Origin of the sequence: Blastomonas aquatica (assembly GCF_014639875.1) — a bacterium.
Classification (GTDB): Bacteria; Pseudomonadota; Alphaproteobacteria; order Sphingomonadales; family Sphingomonadaceae; genus Blastomonas; species Blastomonas aquatica.
The window spans coordinates 528040-546134 of sequence record NZ_BMGD01000003.1; the positions used below are offsets into that span (position 1 = coordinate 528040).

Below are 18095 nucleotides of genomic sequence, written 5' to 3' on the forward strand. Positions count from 1 at the left end.
GGATCACTTGCGCACCAGCGTGACGAAGCTGAACGCAGGCCGATCGCGATGGTCAGGGTCGGCGGGGTGATCGGTGCGCGCGCTTTCCTGCCAGACATTCGGGTCGAACGCAGGCATCACGGTGTCGCCTGCTGGTTCGGCATGGACCTCGGTCAGTTCGATGCGGTCGGCGCGGGGGAGAAACAGCGTGAAGATCTCCGCCCCGCCGATCACTGCAAAATGCGGCGCATTGGCAGCCGTGATCGCCTCATCGACGCTGTGCACGACTTCGGCGCCCTCTTCGGCCCATTCCTGGCGGCGGGTCAGCACGATATGGCGCCTGCCGGGCAGCAGGCCGGGCAGGCTGTCGAAGGTCTTGCGGCCCATGATCATCGGCTTGTTCTGGGTCAGCGCCTTGAAGTGGCGAAGATCCATCGGCAGGTGCCAAGGCAGGGTGCCGTTCGCGCCGATAACGCCATTGCGCGCGCGCGCCAGCACCAGAAAGATGTCAGGATGGTTCATGGTTGGCTGGCCCCAGGCTCAAGCGAAATGCGTGTGACGTGGCCCATCTTGCGGCCCGGCACCGCGCGGTGCTTGCCGTACAGATGCAGGTGGTTGGCTGGATCGCCAAGCAGTTCGGGCCACTGGTGGGCATCTTCGCCGATCAGGTTGCGCATCTGCGCGCTATGGCACGCCAGCGCGGTTTCACCCAGCGGCAGACCGCAGATCGCGCGGATGTGGTTTTCGAACTGGCTGGTGAACGCGCCTTCGATCGTCCAGTGCCCGCTGTTGTGGACCCGGGGGGCCATCTCGTTGAACACCGGGCCGTCTTTGGTCGCGAAGAATTCGAGCGTCAGCACGCCGACATAGTCGAGCGCTTGCGCCACCTTGGCGGCAAGTGCTCGGGCGGCGGGCACCTGCGCGGTGATCGCGGCACTGGCAGGCACCCTCGAGAGGTCGAGGATCCCTGCGACATGCTCGTTCTGCGCGCTGTCCCAGAAACGGATATCGCCGTCCGGCCCGCGCGCCAGGATCACTGAAAACTCGGCATCGAACTCGACGAACCCCTCGATGATCGCGGGAACACCGCCGGCTTCGTGCCAGCGCGCCACCGGATCGTCGCCGGGCATGACGCGCGCCTGGCCCTTGCCGTCGTATCCCATGCGGTTGGACTTGATGATCGCCGGTATGCCCGAAACCGCGATGGCGGCCGCAACATCGCCTTCGGTCTCGGCAAAGCCATAGGGTGCTGCGCGGCCACCCAGATCGGAGACAAAGCGTTTTTCATCGATCCGGCTTTGCGCGATCTCCAGCGCTTTTGGCGAGGGACGCAGCGGCACCTTGTCCGCGATGGCGGCAAGCGGCGCGACGGGAACGTTCTCGAACTCGTATGTGACGACATCGCAGGCTTCGGCGAACGCCGACAGCGCTGCCAGATCGGTGAAGTCGGCGCTGGTGGTCGCGGCAGAGACCTCACCGCCCGGGCTGGTCGCTTCGGGCGCAAAGATATGGCAGCGATAGCCCAATTGGGCTGCGGCGAGGCTGAGCATCCGGCCCAACTGTCCGCCGCCCATGATGCCGATGGTACTGCCCGGGGAAATCACACCGCTCATACTGGGCGTTCACCCACAGATTCGCTCTGTGCTGTGCGCCACGCATCGAGCCGTTCGGCGAGCGCCGCATCGTTTGTGGCAAGAATCGAGGCTGCGAGCAGCCCAGCATTCTTGGCCCCTGCAGGTCCGATCGCAAGCGTCGCCACGGGGATGCCGCCGGGCATCTGGACAATCGACAGCAGGCTGTCGAGACCGCTCAGCGCCTTGCTTGAAACCGGAACGCCCAGCACCGGAAGCCGGGTCATGCTGGCGACCATTCCGGGAAGATGCGCCGCACCACCTGCGCCTGCAATGATCACCTTGAACCCTGAATCGACCGCGCCTTTGGCGAAATCGATCAGCCGATCGGGCGTGCGGTGCGCAGAAACGATCCGGCAATCATGGCCGACTCCCAGAGCGTCGAGAACAGATGCTGCACCCGACATCGTCTCCCAGTCCGACTGGCTGCCCATGATGATGGCAACCGGCACCGGGTCGGGCTTTTGGGATGGCTCGGCCACGCATTTCTCTCCGCATGATTGCTGGTTGTATCAGCGTCTTAAAGCCAAAGACCGGACCCCGCAATCGCCATGCAACGGAAATTCAAACCCGGCGTCCGACGCACTCATCTGTCCCGCTTGTGCACAGATTATACAAGGTTGACCGAATTTTCATCATGCTGCGCGATGGCATACTTGCTATGTCGATGGTGGGGATCGCATCGAGGGACCTTCAGGTAACACGACATGGAAATGCGCGACGTTCAGGGCGATGTGGGGGTTGTTTCACCCCAGGCCGACATGGCGATGAGCCATGAACAGCTCGCGTTGCTGTGTGCCGATCTGCGCCAGCAGAATGCGCAGCTGTCAGCCCGTGTGACGGTACTTGAGGACGAAATCTGCCGCGATACCTTAACCCCGTTGTACAACCGGCGGCACTTCGAGCAGGCCGTGGCGTTGTCGATCGCCCATTGCCAGCGCTATGGCAGCCGCGCTGCTTTACTGTTTGTCGATGTCGACGACCTGAAGTCGATCAACGATACTCATGGTCATGCCGCAGGGGATGAGGCGCTGCGCGCTGTCGCCGACGTGCTGCTCGCCAATGTCCGTACGACAGATGTCGTCGCGCGGATCGGCGGCGATGAGTTCGCTCTGCTGCTGGGCACTATCAGCGATGCTGACGTCGAGCAGAAGATCGCGCAGCTAAAGGCCGATGTCGCTGCATGGCGTCCGCAGTTTTCCGGCGGCAAACCATGCCTCTCGGCCACCTTCGGACATGCCTTCATTCATCCCGATGACCGTGCCGACAAGGTGTTGGCCCGAGCCGATAGCCAGATGTATCGATCAAAGCGGTCTCGGGGAGCCGCTCGCCGCTGATTGACCGGGTCGATGCGGGCCATCTGGCGAGCTGTATTAGTTTTTACGGATCGCGATCTGCGCAAATCCATGGCGTAAAGCCGGTTGGGACGATGATCGGGTCCGCGTTGTGGTGGCGGCTTAACATCCCGATTGCAACTGCGTCTACCCGCTGCAATGTTGATCTCAAGCGGGTGCAGATTCCAGACACCCGCACAGCGACAGAACAGGGGTTTGCGATGCGATTGAAGACGGTGGGCCTGTTGATGGCCTGTGCAGCCATGTCGGTTCCGGCAGCGGCACAACCGGGACCGGCGACCGGGCAGGTTGCGGTCGATTATTCTACCCAGCTCAAGCAGGGCTTTGCGATCCTCAAGGATTTCAGGTTCGGCAGCGGCGAGACGATGGCCGAATTGCGGATGCATCACGCGACATTGGGTACGCCCAAGCGCGATGCGCAAGGCAGGGTGACCAACGCGGTAATGGTGCTCCACGGTACCGGTGGCAGTGGCATGCAGTTCCTCCAGCCGCAGTTTGCGCAGGAGCTTTTCGGTCCCGGCCAGCCGCTCGACATCACCAAATATTACGTAATCCTTCCCGACAACATCGGCCATGGCAAATCGTCCAAGCCGAGCGACGGGCTGAAGATGCGGTTTCCGGCGTATGATTACACCGACATGGTCAGGGCGCAGCGGCAGATGCTGGTCGAAGGGCTCAAGGTCGATCGGCTGCGGCTGATGATGGGCACATCGATGGGGTGCATGCACGGCTTCGTCTGGGGCCAGGTCGATCCCGGTTTTGTTCAGGCGATGATGCCGATGGCTTGTCTGCCGATGCCGATCGCGGGGCACAACCGGATGTGGCGCAAGGCGGCGATCGAGGGAATCAAGGCCGACCCGGCATGGGCAGGCGGCGAATATAGCGCGCCGCCAATGATGGGGCTGCGCGTGGCTGCCAGCCTGTTGCAGGTCGCAGGCTTCGCACCGCTGTATCTGCAAAAGGCGTTCCCGACTCGCGAGACGGCAGATGAATACATTAACCAGCGGGTCGCGGCGTCGATGAAGGGCATCGATGCCAACGACATCATCTATCAGATCGAATCCTCGCGCAATTACGATCCCTCGGCGACTGTCGAGCAAATGACCATGCCGGTCACCTGGATCAACTCGTCGGACGATTTTATCAACCCGTGGGATTACGGCGTGGCCGAAGACTTCGGCAAACGGCTGCCCGATGGCAAATACCTGCTGATCCAGGCGACGGATGACACCCGCGGCCACGGGACGCACACTTGGGCGAAGTTCTGGAGGGACGAACTCGTCGCGCTGCTTGAGCGTAGCGCGAAGTAAATCCGGCCCGGACCGTTTTCCGGCGAAAGCCGGAATCCAGACTGGCTACAACGCAACCCCGCCCTGGACCCCGGCTTGCGCCGGGGAACGGTCAACGGTCGGATAACCGCCAGCTCAGGCGAACACGCTGGCCAGTTGGTCGCTGCTGGTGCCTTCCTTCGAACCGCGCAGTTCGATGTACACTGCAGCGATACCGGCGGCGCCGACGGCTGCGCTGATCGCGCTGAGCAGCGCGCTGCTGACCACCGTCAGGCTGGGGCTGAGCAGTGACAGCACGCCGATCGGGATCGCGATGATCATGCTGAAGATGAAGAACACCACGATCAGCCCGAGCAGCTTCCAGCGCGCTCCCTTGGTGAGCGCCGAGCTGCGGCTGAGCGATTCGAATACGCCCAGATTTTCGACCATCAGCACAGGCACCGCGACCATCCACATCAGATAGAGGATTACGCCCGGTACGATCAGAAAGAGGAAACCGATCGTCACGCCGAACGCGACGACGATACCAAGCCCAATCAGCGGAAACAGCTTCGCCACCGCACGATTGACGCACTCGCCAAAGTTGACCGGCTTGCCCGCCAGATCATTGGCCGAGGCAACGATCAGCGCAGCCTGAAGCACGATCGAGAGAAACAGGAACACGATATACCCGATCATGCTGGTAAAGATTGCAGCCGGGTTGGCCATCAGCGCCATCGGATCGGATGCATCAGGGGTGAAAAGCAGCCCGATCAGCAACTGCGGAGCGCCGACGATGATCAGCGACAGACCCAGAAACAGTGGTGCGTTGCGCGCAATCACGCCGAAGGTGTTCGAAAATACATTGGAAATGCTGAAGTCAGCAGCTTTGCTGGCCATAACTAGTCTCCCCGGTTTCAAGTCCCATGCGCCCGAATCCTGTTCTTGGCTGCCAGCCTAACAGGCAGGACCGGTGCGTCCAGTGCCTGGCGACACAGGGGATGGGCAAGCGGCCTGTGCCTTTTGCGCAAATCGCCTTGCTCCACCGGGCGCCATCTGCAATCAAACCGGCTGTGACTGCAGGCCCAGCCCTTTCCGCACCCCGCCGCGACGGCTTTGACACGGCCTATACGCAGGTGCGTGGCGAGAGCGACATTCAGTTTGCCCCCAGCTTTGCCAAACCTCCCGATCCGCCACCCGAATGGTGGAGCGATGTCACCCGGTGGCTGTCCGAGGTTCTGGGGCCGCTGGCGCAGGCGCTATCGGCATCCTGGCCGGTGCTCAGCAAGCTGTTGCTCGGCGCTCTGGTTGTTGGGGTTGCTGCGCTGTTGTGGGTGATCCTGGCTCCGTACATTGCCGATTGGCGCGAACGGCGCGCGGTTGCCACAGCCGATTGGGCCCCCGACCGCGCCCAGGCCCGCAAGTTGCTCGAGGAAGCCGATGCGCTCGCGGCACAGGAGAGGTTTGACGAGGCGGCGCACCTGCTGCTGTATCGCTCGATCGAGGATATCGCGGTCAAGCGGCCTGAACTGTTGCGGCCATCGACCACCGCGCGCGAGATCGGCGCGTTCGAGGCGCTCTCGGCGCGCGCGCGATCCGCGTTCTCGGTGATCGCCGGGCACGTCGAGGCGAGCTTCTTCGCGCGCCGTCCGCTCGATCGCCAGGCGTGGGACAGTTCGCGTGAAGCCTATCGCGCCTTTGCGCTGGATGGCGGCTGACATGGCAGGAAAACCGTTGACAGCGCAATCTGCGGCGGGCCCAGGCGGCAGCAGCGCCAATCCCTTTGCGCGTGGCACGGTGCTGCTGATGGTCGCGATCGGTTTCGCGGCGTTTCTGGCGCTGCTGTACGCCATCGGTGCGGGTGGATCGCTGCGCCCCTCAAACAATGGTGCGGCGCATGGCGCGTCGGCCAGCTCGATCGGCTATTCGGCGCTCGGGCAACTCCTCGAAAAGACCGGCACAAAGGTCAGCTTTGGCCGCAGCGCCAATGCGCTGCAGCAACAGGACCTGCTGATCGTGACCCCTGCAGTCACGGCCGATCCGGAAGATCTTGCGGCATTGGTCAACCAGCGCGCGTTCATTGGCCCCACCATCATCATCCTGCCCAAATGGCAGGTGACCCCCGAACAGGGACTGAAGACCGGCTGGGTCAGGCTGGAATCACCGTTCCTGGCGATCCAGGCGCCGCAGGTTCTTTCCAGGCTGGTACAGGTACGGACCAGGCTCGAGGGGCTGGACAATGCCTTTATCCCGGTTCCGTTCATCCAGCCGGAAAAGCCGCAGGACCGCGGCACGATGATGAAGCAGGCGCTCACATCGCGAGTCACGATCAGCGGCGACAAACTCAAGACCGTGCTCTCCGATCAGGCGACCGGTCGCGCTCGGGTGGCGGTTATTGACGATGGCGGCTGGTACCCCTCGCTTGATGCCAGCGCGCCCGCAAACCCTGAAAGCAACCCCGGCGTGCAGCAGGGCCGTTACCCGGTGGTCATCGTCGCCGATGCCGATCTGATGAACAACATGGGGCTCGCCAACCGCGACACCGCGCGCCAAGCGTTGCAGATCATCGATTCGGCCTGGTCGGGTGGCGGCCAGGGCGTGGTGTTCGACCTCACCCAAAATGGCCTCGGCACATCGGACAACCTGCTTTCGGTTGCCTTCCGCCCACCGTTTGTCGGTGCGGTGATCGCGCTGGCTCTGGCCGCGATCGCCTTTGGCTGGATGGCGTTCTGCCGCTTTGGCCCTGCACTGGCCGAAGCTCAGCCGTTCGGTTTCGGCAAGACCGCTTTGGTCAAGGGCAGCGCGGGGCTGGTCCGGCGGCTGGGGCGCGATCATCTGACAGCGCCCGCTTATGCCGATCTGGTGCGCGACAGGGCCGCGCGATCTTTGGGATTGCCGCCGGGCCTTTCGCACCAGCAGATCGATGACCGGCTGGCCATTGTATCCCCCGATGCCGAAGGCCGCAGCTACGAAACATTGAGCGCCAATATGCGTGCGGCGCGCGATCGCCCCTCGATCGTGTCGGCGGCACGCGCGCTCTATGCCTGGAAAAAGGAACGTTTGGGATGAACATTGCCGATATCAACGCGCTGGGCGGGCGCATCCGGGCAGAGATGGCCAAGGCGATCATCGGCCAGGACGACACGATCGATCATATGCTGATCGCGTTGTTCTCGTCGGGCCATGTTCTGCTCGAAGGGCCGCCGGGGACAGCCAAGACCTTCATGGCGCAGTGCTTTGCCGCGTGCCTGTCGCTGGATTACGGACGCATCCAGTTCACCCCCGATCTGATGCCGGGCGATATCGTTGGCTCCAATCTGTTCAACTTCCAGACGAGCCAGTTCACCCTGACCCGCGGGGCGATCTTCACCGATCTGCTGCTTGCCGACGAGATCAACCGCACCCCGCCCAAGACCCAGGCCGCATTGCTCGAGGCGATGCAGGAGCGCAGCGTGACATTAGACGGCACCCGCCATGCGCTCTCTCCGCACTTCATGGTGGTCGCGACGCAGAACCCGATCGAGCAGCAAGGCGTGTATCCGCTGCCCGAGGCGCAGCTCGATCGCTTCCTGTTCAAGCTGCTGGTCGGCTATCCCAGCGCCGAGGAAGAAACGCGGATCGTTGCCGAATATGGCAGGCGCACCGGGGCGCAGCCGCCATCGGCGTTCGACATCCAGCCTCAGGTCAGCGGCGAAGATCTCGTCGCCGCGCGCGCAGCGGTGGGTGAGGTCAGGCTGGTCGAGGATGTGGTCGCCTATATCGTACGGCTGGTGCGCGCGACGCGTGAGACCGCCGATTTCGAAAGCGGCGCCAGCCCCCGCGCCGCGATCATGCTGGCCAACGCATCGCGGGCGCGTGCTGCTCTGCAAGGACGCGATTATGTGATCCCCGACGACGTCAAGCAGCTCGCAGCCTCGGTGCTGCGTCATCGTACCTTGCTCTCGCCTGCTGCCGAGATCGAGGGCCGGAGGGTCGAGGCGATCGTCGCCGATCTGGTCGAACGCACAGAAGCGCCGCGTTGATAGCCTTCTACCCCAGTCTGCGCGCCGGGCTGCTGATCGCAGCAGGCGCGCCGGTCTCGGTGCTGCTCGCGGCGCTGTCACCGGGACTGTGGGCGCTGGGGCCGGCCTGGTCGGCGGCGATGCTGCTGCTGGCACTGCTCGATGCGCTGGTCGCGGGGCGTGCGCGTTTCATCCGGCTGGTGGTGCCTGCGAGCAGCGAGCTGGGGCAGGCGGTCAGCATCGGGGTGGAGGCAGAGCTTTCGGGCCAGATGCCGGTGCGCCGCGCCGAGGTCAGCATAGCGGTCGAAACCCGGCTGGTGCCCAGTGGTCGCGGCGATGGTGCCTTGGTTGCTTTTGGGCCCTCGGGAACGCTGAGCGGTACGATCAAGCTGCAACCGGTGCGCCGGGGTTCGTTGATGATCGAGAAACTCTGGCTGCGCTGGCAGGGGCCGATGGGGCTGGGCTGGCGTCAGGCCACGCAGGCGAGCGGCGAGAGCATCGCGATCCTGCCCGACATCGCCGCCGTCCGCGCGCCTGCGCTGCAGGTGTTCCTCAAGGAAGCGATCTTCGGCATCCTTGCGCGCCAGATGCGCGGCGAGGGCAGCGAGTTCGAAGCGCTGGTGGAATATCAGCCCGGGTTCGACCGGCGCGCGATCGACTGGAAAAGCTCCGCGCGGCATTCCAAGCTGCTGGCGCGCGAATACGACACCGAACGCAACAACCAGATCGTGTTCGCACTCGATTCAGGTTCCGACATGTGCGAACCGGTTGCGGGGTTGCCTCGGATCGATCGTGCGGTCTCGGCGGCGCTGCTGACCAGCTACGTCGCCTTGAAGGCAGGCGATCAGGTGCGGCTGTTTTCGTTTGCCGCGCGCCCCGAGCGCACCACCCCGTTCGTCTCGGGCAGCCGCAACTTCTTCCGCCTGCAATCCGAAGCCGCGCAGATCGACTATCGGTTCGAGGCGAGCAACTACACGCTCGCACTCTCGACGCTGGCCGCACAGCTGCAGCGGCGCTCGCTGATCGTGGTGTTCACCGATTTCACCGACCCGACCAGCGCCGAACTGATGCTCGAATCTGTCGGGCGGCTGATCGACCGTCACCTGCTGCTGTTCGTGGCGATCGAGGACGAGGAGCTGTTGGGGCTGGTCGATCAGGTGCCCGAAGCCAGCGAGCAGGTCGCGCAGAGCGTTGCGGCCGCAGGACTGCTGGCGCAACGGCGGCTGGTGATCACGCGCCTCAGGCATCTGGGGATCGAGGTGATCGAGGGGCGGCATGACGAGATCGGCACGCGGTTGATGAATGCGTATCTCAAGATCAAGCGGCGGGGGCAGCTGTGACCGGTTCGGCGACCATCACTGGCGAAGAGCAGGCCATCGCGGCTGCAGTTTTGCGCAGCGATCGCTTCCGGCTCGAGCGCGAGGCCGATTGGGTACGGCTCGATGCCATGGTCACCGCGATGGAGCAGGGGCGATTGAAGCGGCTGGCAGACGAGGACGTGCTGGCGCTGCCGGTGCTGTATCGCCACCTGATCTCCAGCCTGTCGATCGCGCGCGAAAGCTCGCTTGATGCCGGGCTCATCGCCTATCTCGAAGCGCTGACGCTGCGCGCTTATTATGTCGTCTACGGTACACGTACGACCTTCGGAGGATGGTGCCGCAGTTTCTTTGGTGGTGGGCTCAGCCGGGCTGTGCGCGCGATCGGGTTCGATATCGCGGTCGCGTTTGCAGCGATGGTCATCGGGGCGGTGCTGGGCTTCATGCTGGTCGAGGCGGATCCGCAATGGTTTTTCCGGCTGGTGCCCGCGCAGTTCAGCGATGTGCGTATTCCCGGAGCCTCGCGCGATGCGCTGCTGGGCACCCTGTTCGGCAAGCAGGAAGGCGATGGGCTGTCGGTGTTCGCCGCTTATCTGTTCAACAACAACGCGCAGGTCGCGATCCTTGCCTTTGCGCTGGGCTTTGCGTTTGGCGTGCCGACGATGCTGCTGCTCGTCTACAACACTGCCACCTTGGGCGCGATGCTCTGGGTGTTCGCCTCGCGCGGGCTGACGGTCGAGTTCGTCGGATGGCTTTCGATCCACGGCACGACCGAACTGCTCGCCATTCTGCTGGCGGGCGCGGCGGGGCTGCATATCGGCAGGGCACTGGGCTTTCCGGGGCGGAGAAGTCACCTCGCTGCGCTCAGTCAATCGGGTCGTACCGCCGCGCAGGTGATGACCGGGGTGATCGTCATGCTGATCTGCGCCGGGCTGCTCGAGGGCTTTGCCCGTCAACTCGTCCAGTCGACCGAAATCCGCTACGCGATAGGCTATGGTATTCTGGCGCTCTGGCTGGCGTATTTCTTCGCCTATCGCCCGAGGCGCAGCTGATGGCGCGGGCAGCCACGCTGGGCCGCACACGCGGGACCGATCCCAGGCTGAGGCGAACCTTGGTAACGCCCGAAGGCGTTGCTCTCGATGTTGCTGTTGCTTCGGCGAGCGCCCGCATCGGTGCCTTGTTTATCGATCTGACCATATTGTTCGGCCTGGTGCTGGGTTTTGTGCTGACCTTGATGCTGCTGGCCTGGGCCTATTCGACCACCGGGCTGCCTGCGGTGTCGGATGGCTTCATGAACTTCCTGTTCGTCCTGTTCATCATTGGACTGTTTCTGGCACGCAACGCTTACTTCCTGTTTTTCGAACTGGGCCAGCGCGCCGCGACGTGGGGCAAGCGTTCGGTCGGGATCCGGGTCGCTTCGCGCGATGGCGGACGGTTGACGGCAGAGGCGATCATCGCGCGCAATCTGTTGCGTGATATCGAGATGTTCCTGCCGCTGATGTTCATGACCTCGGGCGGGTTGCAGGGCACGCTCAGCGAATTCGCCGCTTGGTCGGGAATCATCTGGGTCGGGATTTTCCTGCTGTTCCCGCTGCTTAACAAGGACCGCCTGCGCTGCGGTGACCTGATCGCGGGCACCTGGGTCGTCGATTCACCGCGCTCGGCGCTAGGTGCTGTGGTGGCAAGCGGCGTAACCCCGGCGCTTGCGGCAGGCGACGACATTGCCCTTCCGGCCGATCGCTACCGCTTCGGTGAGCGCGAGTTGTCGGTCTATGGGGAATATGAGCTGCAGATGCTCGAGCAGGTGCTGCGGACCGCCAATCCCGATGCTCTGGAAACGGTGGCCGCCACCATCTGCGCCAAGATTGGCTGGAGTGCACCGGTCGGTGACGAGCAAGCCTTTCTCGAGGCTTATTACACCCAATTGCGCGCGCGGCTTGAACGCGGTTTGCGCTTTGGCAGACGGCGAGCAGACAAAAACAGCTAAACAGATATCAGATGCGGTTTTGCAATATGATTGCCCTCTGCCGTGTCGATGCAACGCTTCGTCGTGCGCGGCGTAATGAAGATGTTGAAATTGAAACTGCCCGAAGAACCAGCGGATCGAGTGATCCGTTTAGTTATATCGGTGACGTTTTGGACTAGAGGGAAACATCATCATGCCAATTCTTAGCCTAATTCTCGTTCTCGTCGCAGTCGGTGTCGGCTTGTGGCTGATCAACAATTACATCCCTATGGATGGCAAGATCAAAAGCATTTTGAATGCCGTGGTTGTAATCGGCGTGATTATCTGGCTGCTGCAGGTGTTTGGTATCCTCGGGTCGCTTCAGGGCGTTACCGTAGGCTGATTGTTTTTCCGGGCCACCTCAGCTGTTCAGCTGAGGTGGCCCGGCATGAATCTCAGACTGCGCGGTTAGGCGAACTGTTCGCCCAACAGCGCAGTTACGCTTTCAGCTAACGGTGCAGGCTGCGCGCGCAAGGTCTGCATCGGGTCGGCAAGCATAGCCTGCGCAGTCTGCCAGGCAAACACCTCCATCACCGCATCCGATCGTTCAGGGCTTTCCATCGCCATCAAACGTGTTGCAGACGGGCCGACTGCTGAAGGCTGGCTGATCAGGCTGATCACCCCATTATCCGCAGCTAGCGTTCGGGGTGGCTCGGTCGATGGTGGAATGCTCGCGCTAGTCTCGGTCGATGCGCGCAAATACACCGTTCGCATGACTGGCGATGCTGCTGGGTCTGGACTGTTGTTGATCATCATCACGCATCCCGGCTAAATTTCTGGCAGAAGATGCCGGAGCGGACCTTAATCGGTCGTTCCCAAACGTGACAGACGCAGATTTAACGATGTTTTGCGGCGGTTCAGCGTCGGTTGGCGCCCAGTTTTGCCCACGCCATATCCGCGAATTCGCACAGCAACGGCCTGGTATCCCGCGGATCGATGATGTCTTCGACCGCGAAATGTTCCGCGCTGCGAAACGGACTGCGCACCTTGTTGAGGCGATCCCGGATGGTCTCGAGATGCGCAGCGGGATCGCTACTGGCCTCTAGTTCCGATTTATATGCGACCTCGACCCCGCCTTCGATCGGCAGCGAGCCCCAGTCGCCGCTGGGCCAGGCAAAGCGATACTGGAAGCGCTCGGCGTTCGACATGGCAGACCCAGCAATCCCATATGCCCGCCGCACGATCACCGAGGCGAGCGGCACCTGCGCGCGATAGATCGCGTTCATCGCGTTGACGCCGTAACGGATGGTACCCGCGCGTTCGGCATCGGCACCGATCATGAAGCCGGGGTTGTCGACCATATGGATGATCGGCAGGCGGAACTGGTCGGCAAGCTTGACGAAGCGCTCGGCCTTTTCGCTGGTCTTGGCCTCCCACGAGCCGCCCAGAAAGCTGGGATCACTGGCGAGCACCGCGACCGGCCAGCCATCGAGCCGGGCGAAAGCGGTGATGACTGCGCGGCCCCAACGCCGACCCATCTCGAACACGCTGCCGCTGTCGAACACCTGCGCCAGTACCCGGCGCATTGCATAAACCTGCGCAGGATTACGCGGCACGGTGTCAAGCAATGCCTCTTCGCGCCGGTCGGTGGGGTCATCGCATCCCGTGCGTGCGGCAAGCGTGTCGACCGATGAGGGCAGATATGACAGGAAACGCCGCGCAACGGTGAAGGCTTCGGCTTCTGAGGCGACTTCTTCATCGACCACACCGTTGCGGCAGTGGATCTCGGTGCCGCCCAGACCTTCCTTGTCGACCGTCTCGCCGATCGCGGCGGCGACAGCAGGCCCCGCGGCGAACAGTTGTGACAGTCCCTTGACCATCACCGAATAATGGCTGGCCACGGTGCGCGCGGCGCCGAGTCCTGCGGTCGGGCCGAGGGCAAGGGCTACAACCGGCACGGTTTCCAGATTGGTGACGATATGGTCCCAGCCCGGAACCATCGGCACATAGGTATAGCCCATCGTCTCAAGCGTCTTGACAGAGCCACCGCCGCCGGTGCCATCGATCATCCGGACCAGCGGAAGCCGCATCTCGTGCGCCATGGCCTCGCACTGGACGAACTTGCGGTGCAGCGCTGCATCGGCTGCACCCCCGCGTACGGTGAAGTCATCGGCGCTGGCGACGACCGGGCGGCCAGCGATATCACCACGCCCGAAGATGAAGTTGGAGGGGGCGAAGTCTGCAAGGTCGCCATTCGCGTCATAGCTGCCACGCCCGGCAATCTTGCCAATCTCGCGAAAGCTGCCCGGATCGAGCAGTCCGTCGATCCGCGCGCGGGCATCCATCTTGCCGCGGCCGTGCTGGCGCGCAACCTTCTCGGCGCCGCCCATGGCTTCGGCCAGCGCGCGGCGCCGGTTGAGCTCGTCGATTTCGTTCTGCCACGTCATGCCAGAACGCTAGCGTGCCGTCTTCACCGGGTCACGCGGGAAAAAGCGTTAGCCCTTGTTGCGCTTGGCGATTGACTGGACCGCACCCAGCGTCAGCTTGACATGGTCGCGATAGTCCATGTCGTTGTGGACGAAGGTCACGCGGCCGTTGGGCGCAACCACCATGCTGGTGCGTCCGGTCATGTTGGCGCGACCCGACAGGCCAACGCCGTAGGCCTGGATCATCTGCGGGGTTGCCTGCGCAACGGCAAACTTGCTCTGGCACGCTTCGGTCGAGAACTTCTTGAGCTCATCGATACCATCGGCGGACAAGCCGATCACGGTCGCGCCGGCCTTTTTGAAGTCATCCATTCGCGTAGCAAATTCATGCGCTTCAGCGGTGCAGCCGCTGGTGAACGCCTTGGGGAAGAAATACAGCACCACCGGGCCCTTCTTGAGCTCGCTCGCAAGGTCGAGCTTATAGGCCTTGCCCGCCTTCGCGCCGGTCGTGGTGAAAAGCGGGGCCTTGCTGCCGATCGCGATCTTGCCTGCATCTGCGGCGTGCGCGGGGGCATCGGCCAGCATCGCAGCTGTGCCAGCGGTCAGTGCGACGGCGGCGAGGGAGAGAGCAAAGGAAGCGCGCATGATGGATGACCCCTGATGTGATGGTATCTGCAAAATTGGTGACGCGCAGGCCGAATTCCAGTGCGTGAGCCGAGCTTGCGGTATTTTTTGTCGATCTGGCCGACCTGCCCAGCCTTGCGGACAGATACAAAAAACCCTCCCCCGGTCAGAGGGGAGGGTATCGTGGTCTCGCGAGGCTTACGCCTTGCGCGTGCCGCTCATAGCCATCGTGCCGAAAGCGCCTGCCTTGATCTGGCCGGTGATGGTGTCGCCATCGACCGTTGCGGTACCTTCCAGCTTCATCGGCATGGGCACTTTCATGTCCATGGTCCAAGTGAGGGTGTCGCCATCGACCTTGCCGTCGTTGATGTCGAGCGCGCCCATCTGGCCGGCGTTCGAACCGGTCCAGGTGTCGCCATCGACATTGACGGTCAGGACCGACTTCTGATCGCCCATTGGCGATTTGGTGACGCAATCATATTGTCCTGCAACTGACATAATAGTTCCTCTCTTCAGGTGGTTGAACCGGGTATCGGCTTATTTGTCTCCGGCTGCCGGGGCAGCGCGGCGAACTTCGATCGGCATGTTCAATGCCTTGAGCTGGTCCTCGATCTTGGCGGCATCGCCGACGATCAGCCAGGTCATCGTCTTGGGGTTGAGCGCTTCGCGCATCGCCCCGTTGAGCTTGTCCGCATCCATCTCGCGATACTGCGCCGCCAGGCTTTCGGCGTAGTTGGTCGGCCGGCCGTACAGCGCGTCAGACTGCATCTGCGAGAGCACTGAGGCCGAGCGTTCATAGGTTCCGGCGAGCTCGAGACTGTTGCCCTTCACGGTGCGATCCAGCTCTTGCGGGGTCACGCCCTTGTCACCGATGAAGCCGTTCATCTGCTCGATGATCGCGGCGACCGACGGTCCGGTCTGGTTGGTCTGCACCGGCGCGAAGATCAGGAACGGCACATCGTTCTTGGGGCGCTGGATCAGCGAGCGCGAGCCATAGGACCAGCCCTTGGTTTCGCGCAGGTCCATGTTGATGCGTGAAAGGAAATCGCCGCCCAGAATGTCGTTGGCGGTTTCCAGCGCGAGCAGGTTGTCGGTGCCCTTGGCGTTGAGCACCTGGCCCGCCAGGATCAGCGACTGCGGCGAATTGGGCCGATCGACCAGGATGATGCGGCCCTGGCCTTCAGGGACGGCCGCGCTGAAATCCTTCTGCAGCAACGCCATGCGGTTCGAGGGCCATTTACCGAAGCGCGCCTCGAGCATTGGCAGCATGTCCTGCAGTGTCGTGTCGCCGACGACGAAGATCGATGCACGCTCGGGCCGCATCCACTGGCTGTGATAGGCTGCCAGCTGGTCGCGGGTCAGCTTCGACACGACCGCAGGATCGCCGGTGCCGGTCAGCGGCACGCCATAAGGGTGGCTTTCGCCATAGAGCAGCGGCGGCAGGTTGCGCAGCGCTATTCCCTGAGGCTGGGTGTTTTCCGCCTCGATCCGGGTGAGCTGCTGCACCCGGACGCGCTCGAGCTCCTTGGCATCGAACGCAGGGTTGCGGATCACGTCTGCGAGCAGATCAAGCGAAGCGCCGAGGTTGGGCTTCATCGCGCTCATCGAGACAATGGTGCGATCAAGGTCCGACGAGGCGTTGATGTTGGTCCCCAGCCGCTCCTGCGCTTCTGCGAGCTGCACCGAATTGAGCGTGCGGGTGCCTTCCCGCAGCAGCGCGATCATCAGGCTGTTGGTCCCAAGCGCCTCCTTGGGATCGCTGGCATAGCCTGCATCGAAGCTGACCGCGACGCGCACCACGGGGACCGCGGTCCGGCGGGCAAAGCGCACCTCGACACCGTTGGATAGCGTGGCTTGTTCGACATCGGGGAAGTCCAGATCAGGCACCGCGCCAGCTTCGGGAAAGGTCGAGCGATCGACGGCTGCGAGCGGGCCCTTGCTGGCAACACCTGCAGTCATCGCCTCGCTGGCCATGGCCGAATAGAATGCCGGAGCTGCCAGCACGCCGGTACGCGTCGCAGGGCCGTCACCCGTTGCCGTACCTGCGCCGGAGACAGCTTCGTCATAGGCATCGCGTTCGCCAGGCAGCACATGCAGCCTGGCGACGGGACGTGTCAGCCACTTGCCCATCGCTGCAGTCACCTTTTCGGGCGTCATCGATGCGAGCCTGTCGAGCTGGGTCTTGTAGAACGCCGGATCATCCGAATAGAGCGCACCCTCGGCGAGCGTCACGGCCTTGCCGGAGAATCCGCCAACCTGTTCCAATCCGGTGATCCGGCCTGCAGCCTCGCGGGTCGCGACCCGCTGGACCTCATCCGCAGTTGGACCCTTTGCGATGAAATCGGCCAGGATGGCATCGAAGCGCTGCGACACGGCATCGACATCGGCGCCCGGCTTTACGTCGACATAGGCTTCGAAGATGCTGCCATGCACGAACGGCAGGGCAGACGCGGTGACCGCCACTGCGGTCTGCTCATCGCGGACCAGGATATTGTCGAGCCGCGAGCTGGCAAGGCCGCCCAGCACGGTGGCGGCCACATCGAGAGCGGCGTAATCGGGATCGTTGAGCCCGGGCACTGTCCAGAAGCGATAGAGCCGCGCGGTGGGGACCTTGTCCTTCATCTCGGCGATTTTTTCGGCATCGAGTGTCGGCAGTGGCGGGTTCAGCTTGGCGACCTCGGGTCCCTTTGCGATATCCCCGAAGTACTTCTCGACCAGCGGCCGGGCTTCCTTGGCGTCGATATCGCCCGCCAGCACCAGGATGGCGTTGTTGGGGCCGTAATGATCGGTGAACCACTTTTTCATGTCGTCGAGCGAGGCGGCCTGAAGGTCGGCCATCGATCCGATCGTCGAGTGACCATAAGGATGCTCGGGCGGGGTCAGCATCTCGATCTGCTTGTACTCGACCAGACCATAAGGCTGGTTGTCCCCTTGGCGCTTCTCGTTCTGCACCACGCCGATCTGGTTGGTCAGCTTTTCCTGGGTGATGCCGTTGAGCAGATGGCCCATGCGGTCGCTTTCAAGGAACAGCGCGCCTTCCAGACCCGCCTTGGGCACGGTCTGGAAATAGTTGGTGCGGTCAAACCAGGTGGTGCCGTTGAAATCGGTCGCGCCCAGTCTTTTCAGATACTCGAAATAGTCGCCTTCCGCGTTTTCCGATCCATTGAACATGATATGTTCGAACAGATGGGCATAGCCGGTCTTGCCCTCTGGCTCGTGCTTGGATCCCACATCATACCAGATCGATACCGCGACGATCGGTGCCTTACGGTCCTCATGAACGATGACGGTCAGCCCGTTGGGAAGCGTGAACTGCTGGTAGGGAATGTTGATGGTCTTGACGAGTTCGGCAACCGGCGCGGCGTCCTGCGCATAAGCAGGCGCAAGGGCCACGGTCATCGCCAATGAAGAGACGGCAAGAAACGAGCGGAAGGGCTTGAACATGAAGAAGAGCCTCTCTTGGGAGCATGTCTGTGCTTGTAGTCTTGATCGTGCGAACACATCCGCCGGCAGCGAGCCCTGCTCACACGTTGTGATGTGAAACCATAAT

18 protein-coding genes are annotated in these 18095 nt (G+C 62.8%); 9 read left to right on the forward strand and 9 right to left on the reverse strand.

The window, feature by feature from the left end:
• Positions 1–3: 3 nt before the first annotated feature.
• From IEW00_RS10460 to purE, 3 genes are read right to left on the reverse strand one after another with little or no spacing between them, the layout of a single operon-like run.
• Positions 4–501: a dihydrofolate reductase gene (locus IEW00_RS10460; RefSeq protein WP_188514322.1), complete on the reverse strand. Its 498-nt coding sequence runs from the start codon at positions 499–501 to the stop codon at positions 4–6.
• Positions 498–1592, reverse strand: coding sequence for a 5-(carboxyamino)imidazole ribonucleotide synthase (locus IEW00_RS10465; protein WP_188514323.1), 1095 nt, complete (start codon positions 1590–1592; stop codon positions 498–500). Before IEW00_RS10465 ends, IEW00_RS10460 begins: the two co-directional genes overlap by 4 nt.
• Positions 1589–2044, reverse strand: coding sequence for a 5-(carboxyamino)imidazole ribonucleotide mutase (purE, locus tag IEW00_RS10470; RefSeq protein WP_188514601.1), 456 nt, complete (start codon positions 2042–2044; stop codon positions 1589–1591). The genes IEW00_RS10465 and purE overlap by 4 nt, the downstream gene beginning before the upstream one ends.
• Positions 2045–2317: 273 nt before the next feature.
• Here purE and IEW00_RS10475 point away from each other — a divergent pair, with 273 nt between their 5' ends.
• Together IEW00_RS10475 and IEW00_RS10480 are read left to right on the forward strand one after the other, a co-directional pair.
• The gene (locus IEW00_RS10475; RefSeq protein WP_188514324.1) at positions 2318–2947 is read left to right on the forward strand and encodes a GGDEF domain-containing protein; all 630 of its coding nucleotides are present in this window, start codon (positions 2318–2320) and stop codon (positions 2945–2947) included.
• Positions 2948–3165: 218 nt separating this feature from the next.
• On the forward strand, positions 3166–4275 hold the full coding sequence (locus tag IEW00_RS10480; RefSeq protein ID WP_229736959.1) for an alpha/beta fold hydrolase: 1110 nt from the start codon (positions 3166–3168) through the stop codon (positions 4273–4275).
• A 114-nt stretch (positions 4276–4389) separates the two neighbouring features.
• On the opposite strand, the gene IEW00_RS10485 is transcribed toward IEW00_RS10480, so the two are convergent.
• Positions 4390–5133: a hypothetical protein gene (locus IEW00_RS10485; protein ID WP_188514325.1), complete on the reverse strand. Its 744-nt coding sequence runs from the start codon at positions 5131–5133 to the stop codon at positions 4390–4392.
• Positions 5134–5306: 173 nt separating this feature from the next.
• Between IEW00_RS10485 and IEW00_RS10490 the strand changes: the two genes are divergently transcribed.
• The 7 genes from IEW00_RS10490 (at position 5307) to IEW00_RS10520 (ending at position 11898) form a co-directional block, all read left to right on the forward strand.
• Positions 5307–5951, forward strand: coding sequence for a hypothetical protein (locus IEW00_RS10490; RefSeq protein ID WP_188514326.1), 645 nt, complete (start codon positions 5307–5309; stop codon positions 5949–5951).
• A gap of 16 nt (positions 5952–5967) precedes the next feature.
• Complete coding sequence (locus tag IEW00_RS10495; protein WP_188514327.1) at positions 5968–7302, forward strand: DUF4350 domain-containing protein; 1335 nt, start codon at positions 5968–5970, stop codon at positions 7300–7302.
• A complete protein-coding gene (locus IEW00_RS10500) occupies positions 7299–8255 on the forward strand; it encodes an AAA family ATPase (protein ID WP_188514328.1) in 957 nt (318 codons plus the stop codon). The genes IEW00_RS10495 and IEW00_RS10500 overlap by 4 nt, the downstream gene beginning before the upstream one ends.
• On the forward strand, positions 8252–9574 hold the full coding sequence (locus IEW00_RS10505; protein ID WP_188514329.1) for a DUF58 domain-containing protein: 1323 nt from the start codon (positions 8252–8254) through the stop codon (positions 9572–9574). Before IEW00_RS10500 ends, IEW00_RS10505 begins: the two co-directional genes overlap by 4 nt.
• Positions 9571–10602, forward strand: coding sequence for a stage II sporulation protein M (locus IEW00_RS10510; protein WP_229736960.1), 1032 nt, complete (start codon positions 9571–9573; stop codon positions 10600–10602). The genes IEW00_RS10505 and IEW00_RS10510 overlap by 4 nt, the downstream gene beginning before the upstream one ends.
• Positions 10602–11537 (forward strand): RDD family protein, encoded by a 936-nt coding sequence (locus IEW00_RS10515; protein WP_188514330.1) that lies wholly within the window; start codon positions 10602–10604, stop codon positions 11535–11537. The genes IEW00_RS10510 and IEW00_RS10515 overlap by 1 nt, the downstream gene beginning before the upstream one ends.
• Positions 11538–11709: 172 nt before the next feature.
• Positions 11710–11898, forward strand: coding sequence for a Thivi_2564 family membrane protein (locus IEW00_RS10520; RefSeq protein WP_188514331.1), 189 nt, complete (start codon positions 11710–11712; stop codon positions 11896–11898).
• A 65-nt stretch (positions 11899–11963) separates the two neighbouring features.
• Here the strand turns inward: IEW00_RS10520 and IEW00_RS10525 are convergent, their stop codons facing one another.
• The 5 genes from IEW00_RS10525 to IEW00_RS10545 form a co-directional block, all read right to left on the reverse strand.
• Positions 11964–12269 carry a hypothetical protein gene (locus IEW00_RS10525; RefSeq protein WP_188514332.1) on the reverse strand — a complete coding sequence of 102 codons (306 nt, stop codon included), beginning with the start codon at positions 12267–12269 and terminating at the stop codon, positions 11964–11966.
• 143 nt (positions 12270–12412) lie between these two features.
• A complete protein-coding gene (locus IEW00_RS10530) occupies positions 12413–13942 on the reverse strand; it encodes an acyl-CoA carboxylase subunit beta (RefSeq protein ID WP_188514333.1) in 1530 nt (509 codons plus the stop codon).
• A 48-nt stretch (positions 13943–13990) separates the two neighbouring features.
• Positions 13991–14566 carry a peroxiredoxin gene (locus tag IEW00_RS10535; protein ID WP_188514334.1) on the reverse strand — a complete coding sequence of 192 codons (576 nt, stop codon included), beginning with the start codon at positions 14564–14566 and terminating at the stop codon, positions 13991–13993.
• A 177-nt stretch (positions 14567–14743) separates the two neighbouring features.
• Positions 14744–15043, reverse strand: a complete 300-nt coding sequence (locus tag IEW00_RS10540) for a hypothetical protein (protein ID WP_188514335.1) — start codon at positions 15041–15043, stop codon at positions 14744–14746.
• A gap of 39 nt (positions 15044–15082) precedes the next feature.
• On the reverse strand, positions 15083–17989 hold the full coding sequence (locus IEW00_RS10545; protein WP_188514336.1) for a M16 family metallopeptidase: 2907 nt from the start codon (positions 17987–17989) through the stop codon (positions 15083–15085).
• Positions 17990–18095 lie beyond the last annotated feature (106 nt).